The sequence below is a fragment of the Bacteroides hominis genome (genome assembly GCF_033042785.2).
Classification (GTDB): Bacteria; Bacteroidota; Bacteroidia; order Bacteroidales; family Bacteroidaceae; genus Bacteroides; species Bacteroides hominis.
This window is the reverse complement of sequence record NZ_CP178829.1, coordinates 3,548,541-3,565,188: the sequence shown is the minus strand read 5'-3', so window position 1 is coordinate 3,565,188 and position 16,648 is coordinate 3,548,541. Positions and strand designations below refer to the sequence as shown.

The following is a 16,648-nucleotide window of genomic DNA, read 5'->3' as shown; positions in this document are numbered from 1 at the left end:
ACAATTTTTTCTACAATAAGTCTTTTAAAATGCCCAGATAATTCATACCTTTGCGCGCAAATTATAACCAATAGGTAACAACTATTACACACAATGAGCGAAAAAGCACCCTTTATGGTATTCTCGGGAACTAATTCGAGATACCTGGCAGAAAAAATCTGCGCAAGCCTCAATTGTCCTTTGGGAAACATGAATATCACCCACTTTGCTGATGGTGAATTTGCAGTTTCTTATGAAGAGTCAATTCGTGGCGCACACGTATTCCTGGTTCAGTCCACTTTCCCTAATTCCGACAATTTGATGGAACTTCTTCTGATGATCGATGCAGCCAAGAGAGCGTCTGCAAAGAGCGTCGTTGCAGTTGTCCCCTATTTCGGATGGGCACGTCAGGACAGAAAAGATAAACCACGTGTTTCTATCGGCGCAAAGCTGGTAGCAGACCTGCTTTCAGTTGCAGGCATCGATCGTCTGATCACAATGGATTTGCACGCAGACCAGATTCAGGGCTTCTTCAATATTCCGGTGGATCACTTGTATGCTTCGGCCGTGTTCCTCCCCTATATTCAGTCATTGAAGCTGGAAGAACTCGTAATTGCAACTCCCGACGTCGGTGGTTCAAAAAGAGCAAGTACATTCTCCAAGTATTTGGGTGTACCCCTGGTTCTCTGCAATAAGTCACGTGAGAAAGCAAATGAAGTAGCCTCTATGCAAATCATCGGCGATGTAAAAGGTAAAAACGTAGTATTGATTGACGATATTGTTGATACAGCCGGTACTATTACAAAAGCCGCCAACATCATGCTTGAAGCCGGAGCCAACTCAGTACGTGCCATTGCCAGTCACTGTGTAATGTCCGATCCCGCATCATTCCGTGTTCAGGAGTCAGGACTGACTGAAATGGTCTTCACCGACAGCATTCCTTATTCTAAAAAATGTGTCAAAGTAAAACAGCTAAGCATTGCCGATATGTTTGCCGAAACAATCAAACGTGTAATGAACAACGAATCCATCAGTTCACAATACATTATCTAAGAAAGATAGGATAAAGGACAATAAAAAAACGTAGAACTTTCAGTTCTACGTTTTTTTATTTATGCTTATTTATGCTTATCTCTGCTCTGTCTATTGTTCCAGTCGTCCGAATTTGTAAGTTCCTTTACGGATTACTTTTCCGGTACTATCTGTTTCTACAAACGGTCCATTTTTCTTACCTTGCTTGAAGAAGCCTTCATAACGATTCCCGTTTTTATCTTCTTCCACTCCATTGCCTTCCTGCAATCCGTTCACAAATCCACCTTTATATTTGGTACCGTTTGTCAAAGTAAGAGTACCTTTACCATTAGGCTGGTTATTCTTCCATTCTCCCTCGTACACATCCCCGTTGCTCCATTTATAGGTTCCATGTCCGTTACGCTTGTTATCTTTCCATTCACCTTCATATACGGCACCGTTAGCCCAGGTAAACGTACCTTCACCATCCTGCATGCCATCTTTGAAGTTACCTACATATTTGTCACCATTAGCATGATAATATATACCGGAACCGGTACGTTCGCCCTGCAGATATGAACCTTCATAGCGGTCGCCTCCCAGAAAGAAGATACCTTTTCCATGTTGCAAGTCGTCCTTCCAGTCACCCACATATTTTTCACCGTTTGTATATTCAAAGGTTCCTTTACCTTCACGGACATCATTTTTCCAGTCACCGTCATATCTACAACCGTCATTCCATTCCAATACGCCTTTACCGTCTTTTTTATCATTTTTCCAGTCGCCCACGTATTTGGAACCGTCTCTCCAAGTGTATGTTCCTTTACCTTCACGTTTGTCGTTCACCCAGTCACCCACATATACGTCTCCATTATGGTAATACATCGTTCCCGGCCCGTGCTGATAATCCTGAAACCACATACCGTCATAACGGTTATTGTTCATAAAATAGTAGATCCCGTTGCCATGTTGCTGGTCCTGGTACCACTGTCCTTCATACCGTTCACCGTCTGGGAAAGTATAAACTCCGAATCCCTCACGCTTACCTTTTACGTACTCCCCTTCGTAAACGTCGCCATTCTTAAAAACAGTCTTACCTTTACCGTTTGGCTTACGTCCCTTCATTTCTCCGGTATATACGGAGCCATCCTTAAACGTGTAGTTTCCTATTTTAATTTCAGTAGAGAAGGTGTCCCGCACTTTGCTGAAGAATCCACCTTTATTTTGTGCGACAGCACTCCCTTGCGAAAGAGCCGCTAAAATGAGTGCTGTATAGATGTATCTTGTTGTTTTCATTTGGCAAATATACAATTTATACACTAAAGCTGCTTTCTTTTGACGCTTTTTTATGCTAACTTTTTACCTGCAATGACCTCTTTTAAATTCTCTTTGCACAAATAACGACCTGCCAACTCCCGTATTTCTTCCGGCGTAACCTCCTTCACAGCTTGTAGCGAGCGGGCAAAATAAGCATCATCCAAACTGGAAGTAAGGATAAACATCCAAGCATCAGCCAGTGAGAAAGGTGATTCATAATTCCGGCACATCTCTCCAAGCATATAGTTACGTACCATGGCCAGCTCCTCCGGTGCCACCCGGTCATTCTGCAGTTTATCGATCTCTTTGTAAACTTCCTGTATCAACGGTTCTACGTATTCATTCGCTGTCTCCGTACTGATGCCAAGCAGGCCACTACCCGGATAGAACATGATCCCGGCAGAAATTCCATAGGTATATCCTTTATCTTCACGAATATTCGACATCAATCTACTGCCGAAATACCCCCCGAACAGAGTGATCAACACTCGTAGTTTCAGATAATCGGGATGTGTTCGCAAGATAGTTGTAGTTCCCAATTTCACCGCACTCTGCATTGCATCTTCTCTTTCCGTGAAAATACGCTTCTCCGGGACCGCAACAAACGGATATTCTTTCTTAACCAGCCTTTGCTGATGATTGCCAAACGGAACCATACCGAATGCAGCTTCTATACGGCGGGTAATTTCGTCCGTTACTTTACCGGAAAGGTAAATATAGCAATTTCCCGAATGATAATACGTATTATAAAACTCACGCAATAAGTCCGGAGTTATGTTATGATAGTCTGTCTCCTCCACATAGCGTCCGCATGGATGTTCTTCACCATAAAGTGCCCTCAGTAGACTCCTGTGTGCCAGAAAATCCACTTTTGACGTATTAACCAGATACTGCTGAATATTGGCATCTATTACCGTATTCAGTTCTTTTTCCGGAAAAAGCGGCTCTTTGATAATTGATTCAAGTACATCGAGCGTTTCGGCAAAATACTTATTCAGTGAGTACAGTGTGACATATGCATATTCCGCCGAACTGGACAGTTCGAGCCATGCCCCGTAATAATCCAGCCTTTCAGCAATCTCTGCTGCCGTATATTTCCGGGAGCCTTCACGCAACATACGGTTCGCAAACAATGCCTGTAGTTTTTTCGACTGTTGCCAACGTCCGCCACCAAACAAAATGTCAACGCGTACCACATCCTGTTCGCCGGCATTGATAACCGTCAACGGTACTCCATTCGGCATTACCGTACGTTCCGGAGGAAGGATGTTGAACTGAACTAATTCCTGAATTTCGGGTTGAAGTGTCCGGTTCATAATAAATTATTTTTCTGTAAAAACTTCTCTGCCTCTTCCAGATCCTGAGGTGTATCGATCCCGATTGTCTCTACTTCACTGATTCCGACTTTAATGGTATACCCGTTTTCCAGCCAGCGAAGTTGTTCCAATGATTCAGCCAGCTCCAACGAAGACTGTGGGAGTGAAGTTATCTCTTTCAGTACTTCTGTTCTGTATGCATATAGTCCGATATGTTTATAATAAGTGTGATTTTTCAACCAATCTTTTTTATCCGCGTTACGTTGGTACGGGATCACAGACCGGCTGAAATACAATGCATTCATGTTCTTATTCAGTACTACCTTCGGAGAATTCACATTTTCCAGCACGGCAAACTCGTCATCTGCCGGAAAGGGTTTCACTAAAGTAGCAATCTGTGTAGACACATCTTCAAAGCAGGCTTTTACAGCTTTCAGCTGCGAGGGCTGAATAAAAGGTTCATCTCCCTGTATGTTAACCACTACATCAAAGTCCCCACCTATCTTTGTACAAGCTTCATAACAGCGGTCTGTTCCACTTTTATGGTTAACAGAAGTCATTATTACCTTGCCGCCAAATGCTTTTACAGCAGCTTCGATCCGTTCGTCATCCGTGGCTACATAGGCATCATCAAGCACACCGGCCACTTGTTCATATACACGTTGTATCACCGTTTTTCCTCCCAGCATGGCCAATGGTTTTGCCGGGAAGCGGGTAGAAGCATAACGTGCGGGAATTATTCCTAAAAATTTCATATTTCTTATATTTAGTTGCGAGTCATAGGCTACTTCAGTTCTTCAAGTCCTTTGAGAATATAGTCTCTTTTCAAGTCTTCCGGTTTCAATACCCGGTTATCAAAAACGAGTAGGTCGATATCCAGACAAACCTTTTCCCTCTTTTTGTCTTCCTTCTCTCTTCCAGCCTCCTTTTCGATTGTTTTCAACTCTTTCACCACCCGTTCGGCGTCCGCATCAGTATAGAAGCGAGCCACTTGGTTAGAGAACAATGCCGGATTACGAAAGAATAACGGCCTTGTTTCCTGCTCACCCGTAAAGCGGATGGAGGGAAACAGAGCCGTCAGCCTCCTGCGGGCAAGAAGGAGATTCTCCTTCCGGTTATAATTACTTCCGATACAAATCAGACAGGAGTGCATCACTGACTACATTAATTGAATAAATCGTCCAGTCCCGATGCCGGTTCATCTATGATGCTGTCCCCCGAAATACTGAAGTCTTTGCACGGGTCAAATCCGTCAGGGAGTTTAAAAGTCTCTTTCGGATCATATCCCAATGTCTGGTCTGCATACACCTTATGCATGTATTTTGTCCAGATGGGCAATGCCAGCGCAGCACCCTGTCCATCTCTCATCGAGTCAAAATGGATATCCCGTTCTTCACCGCCTACCCAGCAACCGGATACCAGTGAAGGAGTGAATCCCATAAACCATCCGTCCGAGTTGCGCTGAGTCGTTCCGGTCTTACCACCCATATCGGCTGTTATTCCGTACCTGCGGACACGTCCTCCTGTACCTTCATTGATTACGGCACGCAGCATTACCAGCATCTTATAGGCACTCGATGCACTGATCACCTCTTCCATCTGTGGCGAGAAGGTGGACAACACATTGCCTTCACTGTCTTCTATTTTGGTCACAAACAAAGGTGCTACCCGAATTCCCTTATTCGCAAAGGCTGTATAAGCACTGACCATCTCTCCTACCGAAATTTCGCACGGACCAAGACAGAGAGATACTGTAGGTTGAATTTCTTTATTGCGTACCCCGAAAGTGTGGATCAGACGTGCCAACGCATACGGGTTCAGTTTACTCATCAAATAAGCCGATATCCAGTTATTTGAGTTGGCAAGTCCCCATTTTAAAGTTACCATTTCACCATAATGTCCTTTCGAAGTATTCTTCGGTGACCAAGGCTTTCCATTTTCATCAATAAGGGTGATTTCCACATTGCGTGTTTCATCGCAGGGAGAGAATCCGTTTTCCATTGCCAACGCATATAGATAGGGTTTAATAGTAGATCCCACCTGTCGGCGCCCCACCATCGCCATGTCATATTGGAAATAAGTATAGTTCGGTCCACCCACATATGCCTTTACCTGCCCGTTTATCGGATCCATCGACATAAATCCGGCACGCAGGAAGTGTTTATAATAACGGATGGAATCCATTGGAGTCATAATGGTATCTTTTTCACCGTGCCATGTGAAGACTGACATAGGCTCCGGCTTGTCGAATGCCTTCTTGATCTCCGTTTCCGAGGCCCCGGCTGCTTTCATACTCTGATAACGGCTGGTCTGCTTCACTGCCCTGTCCAGAATGCGGTCAATCTCTTCTTGAGTCAATTGATTGCTGTACGGAGCTTTTTTGCGTCCTTTCTTTTCTTTGAAGAACAGAGGTTGCAGAAAGTCTCCGATATGTTCCTCCACTGCCTCTTCGGCATAACGTTGCATGTGCGAATTGATGGTTGTATAAATTTTCAGCCCGTCCGTATAGATGTTGTAGTTCGAACCGTCCTTTTTCTTATTCTTCTCACACCAGCCATACAACGGATTCATTTCCCAGTCGATCGAGTCTTCATAGAACTTTTGCATCTGCCAGCCACGATAGTTACTGCGAACGGGTTTAGGAGCAGTCATCACACCACGCAGATATTCGCGAAAATAAGTAGCCAATCCTTCTTTATGGTCCACCCGGTGGTATACCAGCTCCAGCGGCAGGTTCTGCAACGAGTCACACTCCTCCTCCGTGATATATCCGGCTTTTCTCATCTGGTCGAGTACAGTATTCCTTCGTCCACGCGAGCGCTCATTAAAGCGTACCGGATTGTAGAGTGAAGGATTCTTACACATACCGATCAGCGTAGCCGCCTGTTCAACTTTCAAGTCTTTCGGTTCACATCCGAAATAGGTATAGGAAGCTGTTTTGATTCCTACTGCATTGTTCAGAAAGTCAAACTTATTGAGATACATACTCAGAATTTCCTCTTTGGTGTAATATCGCTCCAATTTCACGGCTATCACCCACTCTATCGGTTTCTGAAACAGACGTTGCAGAGTGTTTTTGGCAACTTCATCTGTGAACAGCTGCTTGGCAAGTTGCTGCGAGAGCGTACTACCTCCACCTGCGTTTTTCTGCATCAATAATCCACGTTTCACTACAGCGCGTATCAGTGCCTTGGCATCAATGCCCGAATGTTCGGCAAAGCGTACATCTTCCGTTGCTATCAGTGCATTGATGATGTTAGGTGAAAGTTCATTATATGAGGTATATACACGATTCTCCTTACTAAGCGACCATGTTCCTAAAACCTTACCGTCCTCCGAAAGAATTTCGGTGGCAAACTTGTAATTTGGATTTTCCAATTCTTCCACAGGAGGCATATATCCAATCCATCCATAAGCGATAGAAGCAAATACTGCAATTCCTGCCAGCACCATCAGTGCAAAGAAAATCCAAAGGCCTTTTACTATCTTCTTAACCATTTTATTCCGTAGTTTTATTCGAAGTTGCAAAGATAATCATTCCCTTCCATCTGACAAGCGTTCCCTTCCATGTTTGCACACAAAAAAGCCTAAGCGAAGTAAAAAAAGGCTCCCGGCCGTCCCGTTTTTTCGGGAATCGGCCGGAAGCCATACACACATCCTGTTTTCTATTCGTCTGTTACAGGATCATTACCTCTCCGTCAGCCGTTTTATGCCGTCGGATCATCTACGATACCTCCGTCTCCTCCATCAGTTGTCCCTTTCAGGTAATCGTCCAGACTGATCAGGTCCAGTTTTTCACCCGCACGGGTAGCCGTTTTGGTAATTTTCAACTCTTTGTTAGCCTGAAAATAGATACGTACAGCCTCTACACTTTTGGCCGTGATGTCTTCTTTCTTTTCGGCACCTTTCGACTTGGCTGCGAGCATAAACACCCCCAATCCTTCAATGTTTACCGCTTTTCCTTCCAGCAGCTGCTCTTTCAACTTTTCTACAAAATTCTGAATCGTACTCTTAATGTCACCTACCGAAAGTGATGAACGGTCCTGGATTTTCTGTGCTATAAACTTCAGGTTTACCGACCGACCCAATGTAATGAGTTGCGGATAATACCTCTTCGGAGAATTCTCAACGCGCGGATCTGACGGGCGTTGCACTGTTTTAAAAATTACACTCATACTACGTTTCTTTTTAAAGATTTAAATTTCATTTTTATAGTCTCGTTTCGTTGATCAACAGTGCAAATATCCGGTTTTCCCTGAAGAGTACCAAGCAAAACAGCCTCCGCAAAGCAGATTATTAAAAAAAAGGTGTAATACACTTATAATAAATGATATACAAAACACAACTCCCCCCTGCCCCAATGGGCCGGAAGGAGTTGACATAAACAAAACAAACATCTCCTCACGGAGAGATTATCGTTACGGCCTTTCTTATCAGGTCATCAGGGAGCATCGGTGCCCTCCACCTTCAGATCCGTCGTCGTGCCATGAGCCTTATTCGTCAGCCGAAGCGTAGCGTCCGGGTAAGCCGTAAAAGGACCGGCATTCACCGTAACTTCCAAAGTGATCTTCTTGCTCCAGAGGTCATCGTCCGAGTCGCTCTCCTGAACGGCACCCACTGTCAGCCAGGCGTTACCAGCAGCGGAGTAGATCACCTTAGCATCCACTTCCGCGTTCGAGTAAGTGGTCAGGGTAAACTTCTTACCCACGGTCTTCTCCAAGCTGATGGTCTTGGTAGGAGCGGTATACACACCGTCACCCGTCACTGTGATAGCATCTGTAGCCACGTCGTTACTTGGGACGTACGAACCCAGGTCGCTACCCTCTTCCCAGTCGGCAACCGTCAGCGTGAAGTCGATGTGGTAAGGGTCAGCTTTCGTGATCGCAACCGTGTAGCGATGGTTTGGGTTAATCTCGATATACGAACCGGTACCGTCCTTGATCTGGCTGAAGTTCACGTTGTAGTTCACCTCCACAGGAGCATCCGTCTGGTTCATTTGGTAGGTGCCTTTCAGGATCAGATAACCCGCATCCGCCTGATCGTTGGCGTACGAGTAGAACACTGGGGTCTGCACACCGTTATTCACGTCTGTCAGACCGGTCACGTCCCGGAAAGGATAGGTGATCAGGTTGCCGTCAGCGTCCCTCTGAGCCTCTAGGGGGAAGAGTGTGGTGGTAGAGCGCCCGTTCCCCATGCCAACACCTGTAAGCGTGAACCGGGAGGTCTCCACCTGATTCACCACGTCGAAACGGGCGACCGAGCGGGTCAGCTTGATGCCCGCGTACAGACGGGAGGTAAGCGAGAAGTCATGAAGGTCGATCGCAGCGGTGTTGGCACCGACCATGGCAAGGGCGGGCTCAATCACCGAAGTGACATCTGCGGGATCGATAACCGTGGTCATCAGTCCCTTGAACGTCTCTTCCGTAGGGATACCGGGTGTCTTGATCTGGTTGTTGGCGGGGTCACCGGGATTTGTCTGAACCAGCGGGGTGAAAGCCGTATACTCCTCGTAGGCGGGAGTGACAGCATTCAAGGTGTAGAGTTTCGGGTGGTTAGCCACGCAATAGAGCTTGATGTACAGACCCTTCTTCGGGCGAAGCAGGACGGTAGGATTCACAGCAGCGGCACCGTCACCATTCTGCACATCGACAGTACCCGCACCGGAGACGGGGGAACCGTCCACCCGGTAACTGAATTTCTCCTGGAAGGTATACTCTCCGTCAATCTCTGTAGAACCGAACACATAAATATCCAACGCGTCAATACGTTTTTCGTCCGTGGTGGCGATGTCGGCACGAGTGCCCACGGAAGCCAGTGACAGCTTGTTTTGCAACGTGAGCAGAAGTTCACGTTGTTCAGGGACGGTACTTCCGCCCGTACCCTCGTCGGGACGGTCCATAGCGGTCTCTCCGCAGGAGGAAAGGGCAACGCCCAGCAACAGGGTACTCAGTAAATAGGAATAATGTTTCATAATCTGTATTTTTTAGTTTGCTTTCGTTACTTTCACTATCAGGTCGCCACCACCTTTCACCGCATTGGCAAAGGTCAGAGGGATCTCAACCGGGGTCTTGCCGCTTTTCAACGTGAAGGTGAAAACGTCTTTCTTCGTATCGGCGCCATCACCCGCCCAGATGGTGGTATGTGACACCGTGAACCAGCTGTAGTCCAGTTGCTTGAGGGTCATTCCGGCTATCGAGGGGACGGTCAGGGTGACGGCTCCCGTTGGCGAGGCGGCTATCTCGAGCTCATCGGTAGCTGCCGTATAGGTGGCTTCCGTAGCCGTCACATTAGCCTTCACCACGCTGCCGTCGGAAATCGTGACGGTGATATCGGTCTTCTGTGTCGGGTCGTCGTTATTGGCGATGGAAACCGTGGCGTTGGTCTCAGCCGTTGTCACATCGGCAAAGGAGAGACAGTAGGTCTCGATCAAGCCCTGGGTGGCGACTTTCGTGATTTTTAGTGCGGCAGCCTTGTCCGTAGTGACGGCGGAGCCGAACGGACAGTCAACGTCGAAGTAGAGCTTGCTGTCCGTACCTTTATACAAAGTGGCGGTCGGGGCGGTCGGTGTAGTCACATCGAGCGTATTGTATGGGCTCCCCGTATATGTTGCAGACTCGCTGACAGCGGGGGCTTTCGCAGGAGGGATGACGGTCAGGACCGTATACAGGTCAGCGTCGGTAGAGGAAGCCTCGTTGATAAGCGTCACGGCTACCGGGACTACAGCGTCCGCGATGTTCTGTACGGTGAACTTCAGAGTGGTCTGGGTTTGACCGCCGATTTCGGAATATTCAGGGTCGTAAGCGGCCGTGGCTGTTAGCCAGTCCCCACCCGCACGGGTCAGGATGGAACCGATTGGGGCGAGCTCGGCACGCACCTTGCCGGTAGCTTTCAGCGTTAAGGTAAGGTCACCGTCAGTAGTAACGGACAGATGGGTTTCACCCGTATTCCAGGCAGTTTTCAGAGGGGTGCCCTCCACGGTAAGCAGTTCCGGGTTCACGTCATTGTCGGGCTTGATATCCACACCGCCGCCGGAAGTCCAGTCTTCAATCTCGAAGATAGCGGTGATCTCGGCCTCGGTCACCTCGCTGATGTGCATCGTGTAGCGCGTGTTGGGTTTCACGTCGATATAATCCACTTTCCCACCGCCGGCTACGGGAGTGGAGGGATTTACGGCGATGGGCACGCGGTAGGTCACCGGAACGTCCGTCTTCGTGCTCGGATTTAAGAAGGTACCTTCGATCACCAGCAAGGACTCGTTGGCCTTGGCGCTCGGATGCATGTAGGCGGCTCCCGTACTGATGCCCGCGTTCGCATTGGGAAGCGTGCTGTAGTCCACTGGGGCATAAGATTGCAGGGTACCTGTTCCGACAGGAGTATCGAACAGCGTAGCGTACGGATGAGCCTTCTGCACGGAGAGTTTCGTGATGGTCAGCGCTGTTTTTGAAGCATCGTTGTCAATGTCGAAACGGGCTACCACACGTTTCATCTCCACGCTTGCTTTTGAGTAGTTACCGCTGATCTTGGTGGAAGTGCTGCCTTTCATGGCAAGCGGAGTATTGATAGGTACGGTGTTGCCTACAGCAGTGGTCACGAAGGCTTTAAAAGCAGTCTCTGTAGTGGCACCATCGGTAGATGGGGTACCGTCACCGCTGTCACTGATGGCGGTCAGCGTGGCAGGCGTGGTTCCGTCGGTGTAAAGTTCACTGTTGGCTACACAATACAAGTGTAAGTAAGGCATCGTTTTCCACTCAGCGGGCTTAATAGAGGTCTGACGGGAGATGCCCGTGCCTTGGAGCGTGATGTGGTGGTCAGCATCCGCCGCGTCGGCTTCGGTAGAGAAGGTTTCCTGATAATAGTAGGTGCCGGCATCGGCATCCGATGCAAATACGTAGATGCGAAGAGCACGGATCTCATTTTCCGACTCCGTAGCAATGCCACGAGTGTAAATCTCGCTGTCACTGCTGCCATTGAATACTAACTGAATTTCACTACGGGTACCTGTTCCTGACGGAGAATCGTGAAAATCCGAATCTTTACTGCAAGAGCTCCACAAGGGAACCAAAAGGGCAGAAAGATAAAACAATTTACTTAACTTCATAATCTTTTTATTTTAAAATGAATAATATGTTTTTGTTTGCTGCTCTTTTACACTTAAAGGAAACAAAAAATCCCCCTATATGCCAAGCGGCAAACAGAGGGACGAAAACTATGGATTATATGATGGTACTTACTTCACAATTTCATGTCTACCGATGACATACGACAACGTATATCCTTTATTCATCAGTTTGTCGCAAAATTTCTTCTGCTATGCTGTTGAGCCATGCTTTTCTGTATTCAAATCCTGATGTAACACAAGATACTCCAACCAGTTTTTTCCAACTATTTAATAGTAAAATTTACACATAATATTCCTAAGACAGGTTCCCAAAGTACTTAGCAACAACAAGCTCTTACCAAACCAACACGGACGACTTAAGAAGTAGGGCTTCCCCATCGTTACCAGATGGTAAACAAAAGCTGTCTTATCAACATAAAGATAACCCTCCCGATATGAATTCTCAAAACGTTGTATACCAATAGGTAATTTATGTAAAGATATATATCCAATCTATTGATATTACATTGTTTTGCGCAAAAAACACTTTATATATACAAAAATGCGAATTATTCTATGGAAAGTTCGAATAGTAAACCATAGTTTTCGTTTCCAATAAGTCAAAGAGCGAATTTTATTTCTTATTTGAATTGATGAATCATTTTTTTATGCATCGAACACGATAAGAACTGGTCTGATATAGAGGATAGAACTGTCCGGTTCCACTGGTTGCATTACCTCCTTTTGAATCAAGAACCCACATTTTGCCTTCTGCTGCACTATTTACCGTGTTAGTCCAATAATAGCCGTTAGTGAATGCCAGAAAAAAGTTGAATATATTGATGGTTCCAGGGGTATAAGATGGAATGCTGCCCCAAGATTCAATATCAGACCTTGATATCATATACCATCCTTGGCCATTGGGACAAGCGGTAGAAGCAGTACTCCATGTTACGGTATTATTTTCATTGGAATATGGACTCGTTAAGTAAGAACTATTATTCACATAATATACTCCGTTACCAGACCATATCGGGTTATAAGCATCTGACGTGTTTTTCTTTACCGTTACTGTCAGATTTCCTGCCCCACTGATATTATTCGTAAAGGCTATAGATTTGTTCGTCATACTCTGATCTCCTTCTTTTACTTGAATCGTATACGTATCCTGCGGACTGCTTTCACTCCAGGACGAAGCTTTCGTCACGGTAAACCACGTTTGATCGGTAGAGCCAGACAAATACGTCCCCCTTCCCGAAGGTATGGTCAGCGTAAAAGCGGTTTTGTTTGAAGCGTTCAGTATCAGTGTCGTACCACTATATGAGGTACCAGACGGCTGTTTGGAGAGAGAGGCCGTCTTGATGACCGACGATTGTAACGAAACATTCAAAGAAAGACTTTGGGAGGTATTCGAAGAATTTGTAAAAGTGACCGTACCGCTACCTGTAGAGCTACTACTTGTTCCGGTCAGTGCAAAAATGTATGTATTACTGCCCGATGGAGTTACTGTCAACCACGACAGGTTTTCCGTCACCGTTAGCGTGGAAGGAGAATAGACTTTCAGCGTAGCGGCGTTACCGTTGGTGGCATACAAGATCAGAGTATTGGAGGCAGATTTGTAATTATTATAAGGACCTGCCGTACCCGTACCTGTGACAGTTCCCAGAAAGACTCCGGTAGTGACTGTCAGCGTAAAGTTACCTCCCCCCACAATGTTGTTGGTGAAGACAACCGATTTATCCGGATAGTCCGATTGTCCGGTTGTACTTGTGAAAGTAAACTCATCATATTTATCCGATTCCTTCCAGATATTTGTATGAGATACCGTAAACCAACCATAATTAGTTTGAGAAAGGGTCACGCCACGAGGAGAAGGCACTTTAAGCTTGAATGAGGTGGTGGACTCGGCAGTGGCTTTCATCATAATTGTCTCTTTGCCAGCAGTGGAGTCATACGTGTTGCCTGTATTCCCAGAAACATAGGTAAGGGATGTTTTTACTTTATCGATGAAGGAGGATTTGAGCACGAGATGCAGTTGTTTCTGCGAACTGCCGTTCAGAACATCGGTAAAATTGATTGTATAGGTGGCATCCTTGTCCATCCCCAGATCGGAAGGAAATTTGGACTGGTTCAACGTGAAAGTATAATCTGTGGCTCCACCCTCAACCTTATGCTCTTCCGTAATCCAGTCTGGAAGGTTCAGTGCAGCCAGTCCCGAAGGGCAATAGACTGTAGCTGTGGCGATGGCTTTATCAGTGCCGTACAGGGTAAGGGTCTGAGTCGTTTCGTCATAGCTGTTGTGGATGTCGTCACCCGGACGCACCGTACCCAGATAGACTCCCTGGGCTTCCACACGTATCTCGTTGGTGGAGCCATTGGCCGTATTGATCAATCGGACCACGGCATCGGGATAGGCAGTGAAAACACCCTCTTTGACCGTCACCGTACAGACACCCGTCTGGCTCCAGAGGGTGCGAGTCAGCGCGTTCATCTCCACTTGGGCATCCAGCCACTCGTTGCCGGGGAAGGCATAGAGCACTTGCGCTTGCAGCGGGGCGTTGGCAAAGGTGGTGAGGGTAAACTGGTTGCCGGGAACCACGGGGGTGGTCATGGTCCGGGTATCCGGGTCATATTGATCCGCCGGTGCCACCGTCAGTTCGCCGATACCGTTCTCGGGGGTATAGTCCCCCAGGTTGCCTCCCTCTTCCCAGTCGGCAACCGTGATGTTGAAGTCGATCCGGTAAGGATCCGCCTTTGTGATAGCCACCGTATAGCGGTGGTTGGGACTGATCTCGATGTGGCTGCCGTTGCCGTCTTCCACACGGCTGAAGTCAATGTTATAACTCACGTCCTTCACCTCGCCCTGGTTCATGACGTATTTGCCTTTCAGGATCAGGTAGCCCTTATCTTCCACGGTGCAGGCGTAGGAGTAGAACACAGGCAAAGCTTGGTTCTCGTTCACCTTGGGCATCTTCTTCAGGCTGCGAAAAGGATAGGTGACCAATTCACCCGAGGCACCCGCCAGCGCTTCCAGCGGGAAGAGCCGGGTGGCCGAACGCCCGTTGCCCAGGCTGACGGACTCCAGCGTAAAGCGAGAGGCGGAGGCGTCGTTCACCACGTCGAAGCGGGCGACGCCACGGGTCAGTTTCACACCCGCGTAAAGCCGGGAGGAGAGCGAGAAGTCGTGAAGGTCCACTGGGGCGATATGGGCGCCCACCATCACCAGGGCGGGGACGATGCTGTCGGCAGCGTTGGCGGGATTCAGCGGGCGGGATATGAACCCGCAGAAGTCCGATTCCGTGGGAATACCCAGCGTGACCACGTTGTCCGGACTGCCCGGAGCGGTTTGTTGCAAGGGGGTATAGTCCTCGTACTTTACATAGGACGGAGCGTCGGGATGGCTCGTGTCGAGCCGGTACAAGTCGGGCTGGTTAGCCACGCAGTACAGCTTGATATACAGCCCCTTCTTCGGGCGGAAAAGCACCGTGGGCTGGGAGGAGTTGCCGTCACCGTTTTCCACTTCGATGCCCGAGCTGTTTTCAACCGTGGAGCCGTCCGAGCGGTAGCTGAACTTTTCCTGAAAGGTATACTCCCCCTCCAGTTCCTTCGAGCCGAACACGTAGATGTCCAGGGCGTCGATCCGCCGCTCGTCGTTCGTGGCGATCTCAGCGCGGGTAAGGGGCAAAGTGCCGGAAAGGCTCACCTTGTTCTGGAGCGTCAGCACCAGCTCCCGGGAGCCGGAGGACATACCGTCCCCACCCTCCTTCTCGGGAGGCATAATCTCCGTCTCCCCGCACGAACCCAGAAAGAGGGCGGCACAGCATAGCGGGAGATAAAGAATGTTAGTCAGTCGTTTCATAAATTTCGTATTTTAAATTAAACTTGTATTCATTTAATGTTCATCGTTTGTTTCACCACAGATTACTCAGATTTCACTGATTACTCTGTGAGCCTCTGTGTCCTCTGTGGTGAGTCCCTCCGTTCACCCAATCGTCCCTCCCTCGTCCCAGTCCGAACCGGAGATTTCCGTCACCTCGATCTGGTCCGGTTCGATCAGGACAAGCAGGTGGAACTCCTGTTCCACGTTACGGCCCATCTCGACCGAGGAGCGGACGAAATAGCGTTTCAGGTCCAACTCGCGGACAATTTGACGGTCACCGCAGTACAGGCTCCAAAGCTGGTGCGTGCGGTCGGTATACCGCAAGGTGACAAACTCACCGCTGACATCACCCTGGTAATCCAGCGAGGCACGGACCCGGTGTTGCGTCTCACCCACGCCCGTCACCGGGAAACGGTGGGGGCCTGCGCTGTTCACCGAGGCGACCTCAGAACCGGTCCGGAAACCGTATTCATCCGGAATGCCGCGAAGGCACATCGTAAGGGGACCCGCCAGCGTGGGACGGTCCGTCAGCCAGCTGACCGTAATCTTCAGGCTGGCATGCGCATGCGAAACGTATATGCGCTGCGACAAGACACCATCCGGCGGGACGGTAAAGGTCTCACTCCCGTAATAGAGACGCTCGGTATTCTCACGGTAACCCGGAGGGACCGTATCACGGGAAGAGGTCAGCCGGGCGGAGGACAGGAAATCTGTTTGCTCCATCCGGGTGGTGCCCCTCCGCTCCGTTCCGTAATTTCCCCAGACGACGAGGGTGTAGTCACCAGGAGGTAACTTTGCCCGATATCCCGTCAGGCTGTCACCACGCAGTTCACGGTTGCGGATCAGGATGCCCTCGCTGTCGTAAAGCAACTCCTGAAGGTTGTCCATGCGCAGCGAAAGGCGGTTCTCTGAGGAGTGGCCGGCGTACCAGTATTCAAGGCGGACGTTGTAGGGACAAACACCCGGTTCGTCCTCGAAACTGCAAGAGACGAGAAGCAAACTGAAAGCCCAGACAAACACACCAAACAGATACGCTTTACACATCTT

General features: G+C 48.3%; 12 protein-coding genes. 1 reads left to right on the top strand and 11 read right to left on the bottom strand.

The features are described 5' to 3' along the window. Positions 1-93: 93 nt before the first annotated feature. On the top strand, positions 94-1,032 hold the full coding sequence (locus R3O62_RS14870; protein WP_005777652.1) for a ribose-phosphate pyrophosphokinase: 939 nt from the start codon (positions 94-96) through the stop codon (positions 1,030-1,032). A gap of 90 nt (positions 1,033-1,122) precedes the next feature. Here R3O62_RS14870 and R3O62_RS14865 read toward each other — a convergent pair whose 3' ends face one another. The 11 genes from R3O62_RS14865 to R3O62_RS14815 all read right to left on the bottom strand — a co-directional run bounded on the left by R3O62_RS14865 (position 1,123) and on the right by R3O62_RS14815 (position 16,645). Further along, a complete protein-coding gene (locus R3O62_RS14865) occupies positions 1,123-2,286 on the bottom strand; it encodes a phosphatidylinositol-4-phosphate 5-kinase (RefSeq protein ID WP_005777650.1) in 1,164 nt (387 codons plus the stop codon). A gap of 50 nt (positions 2,287-2,336) precedes the next feature. Beyond that, positions 2,337-3,623 carry a M16 family metallopeptidase gene (locus R3O62_RS14860; protein WP_234185306.1) on the bottom strand — a complete coding sequence of 429 codons (1,287 nt, stop codon included), beginning with the start codon at positions 3,621-3,623 and terminating at the stop codon, positions 2,337-2,339. Next, complete coding sequence (kdsB, locus tag R3O62_RS14855) at positions 3,620-4,378, bottom strand: 3-deoxy-manno-octulosonate cytidylyltransferase (RefSeq protein WP_032531484.1); 759 nt, start codon at positions 4,376-4,378, stop codon at positions 3,620-3,622. The genes R3O62_RS14860 and kdsB overlap by 4 nt, the downstream gene beginning before the upstream one ends. A gap of 29 nt (positions 4,379-4,407) precedes the next feature. Further along, positions 4,408-4,776 carry a 2-amino-4-hydroxy-6-hydroxymethyldihydropteridine diphosphokinase gene (locus tag R3O62_RS14850; RefSeq protein WP_005805998.1) on the bottom strand — a complete coding sequence of 123 codons (369 nt, stop codon included), beginning with the start codon at positions 4,774-4,776 and terminating at the stop codon, positions 4,408-4,410. A gap of 11 nt (positions 4,777-4,787) precedes the next feature. After that, positions 4,788-7,121 (bottom strand): transglycosylase domain-containing protein, encoded by a 2,334-nt coding sequence (locus R3O62_RS14845; protein ID WP_250703684.1) that lies wholly within the window; start codon positions 7,119-7,121, stop codon positions 4,788-4,790. 209 nt (positions 7,122-7,330) lie between these two features. Beyond that, positions 7,331-7,798 (bottom strand): HU family DNA-binding protein, encoded by a 468-nt coding sequence (locus R3O62_RS14840; protein WP_005805993.1) that lies wholly within the window; start codon positions 7,796-7,798, stop codon positions 7,331-7,333. Positions 7,799-8,064: 266 nt separating this feature from the next. Beyond that, on the bottom strand, positions 8,065-9,594 hold the full coding sequence (locus R3O62_RS14835) for a hypothetical protein (protein ID WP_269109777.1): 1,530 nt from the start codon (positions 9,592-9,594) through the stop codon (positions 8,065-8,067). Positions 9,595-9,606: 12 nt separating this feature from the next. Beyond that, positions 9,607-11,721, bottom strand: a complete 2,115-nt coding sequence (locus R3O62_RS14830; RefSeq protein WP_250709876.1) for a hypothetical protein — start codon at positions 11,719-11,721, stop codon at positions 9,607-9,609. Positions 11,722-12,009: 288 nt separating this feature from the next. Continuing rightward, positions 12,010-12,198, bottom strand: a complete 189-nt coding sequence (locus R3O62_RS14825; RefSeq protein WP_234168652.1) for an AAA family ATPase — start codon at positions 12,196-12,198, stop codon at positions 12,010-12,012. Positions 12,199-12,379: 181 nt separating this feature from the next. Beyond that, positions 12,380-15,580 (bottom strand): hypothetical protein, encoded by a 3,201-nt coding sequence (locus tag R3O62_RS14820; protein WP_269109774.1) that lies wholly within the window; start codon positions 15,578-15,580, stop codon positions 12,380-12,382. Between the two features lie 123 nt (positions 15,581-15,703). Further along, positions 15,704-16,645, bottom strand: a complete 942-nt coding sequence (locus R3O62_RS14815) for a FimB/Mfa2 family fimbrial subunit (RefSeq protein ID WP_250709874.1) — start codon at positions 16,643-16,645, stop codon at positions 15,704-15,706. Positions 16,646-16,648: the final 3 nt, after the last annotated feature.

Bases quoted from the DNA above. Each gene is read 5' to 3' on its own strand.
- R3O62_RS14870 (WP_005777652.1), top strand. From the start codon at position 94: ATGAGCGAAAAAGCACCCTTTATGGTATTCTCGGGAACTAATTCGAGA.
- R3O62_RS14865 (WP_005777650.1), bottom strand. From the start codon at position 2,286: ATGAAAACAACAAGATACATCTATACAGCACTCATTTTAGCGGCTCTT.
- R3O62_RS14860 (WP_234185306.1), bottom strand. From the start codon at position 3,623: ATGAACCGGACACTTCAACCCGAAATTCAGGAATTAGTTCAGTTCAAC.
- kdsB (WP_032531484.1), bottom strand. From the start codon at position 4,378: ATGAAATTTTTAGGAATAATTCCCGCACGTTATGCTTCTACCCGCTTC.
- R3O62_RS14850 (WP_005805998.1), bottom strand. From the start codon at position 4,776: ATGCACTCCTGTCTGATTTGTATCGGAAGTAATTATAACCGGAAGGAG.
- R3O62_RS14845 (WP_250703684.1), bottom strand. From the start codon at position 7,121: ATGGTTAAGAAGATAGTAAAAGGCCTTTGGATTTTCTTTGCACTGATG.
- R3O62_RS14840 (WP_005805993.1), bottom strand. From the start codon at position 7,798: ATGAGTGTAATTTTTAAAACAGTGCAACGCCCGTCAGATCCGCGCGTT.
- R3O62_RS14835 (WP_269109777.1), bottom strand. From the start codon at position 9,594: ATGAAACATTATTCCTATTTACTGAGTACCCTGTTGCTGGGCGTTGCC.
- R3O62_RS14830 (WP_250709876.1), bottom strand. From the start codon at position 11,721: ATGAAGTTAAGTAAATTGTTTTATCTTTCTGCCCTTTTGGTTCCCTTG.
- R3O62_RS14820 (WP_269109774.1), bottom strand. From the start codon at position 15,580: ATGAAACGACTGACTAACATTCTTTATCTCCCGCTATGCTGTGCCGCC.
- R3O62_RS14815 (WP_250709874.1), bottom strand. From the start codon at position 16,645: ATGTGTAAAGCGTATCTGTTTGGTGTGTTTGTCTGGGCTTTCAGTTTG.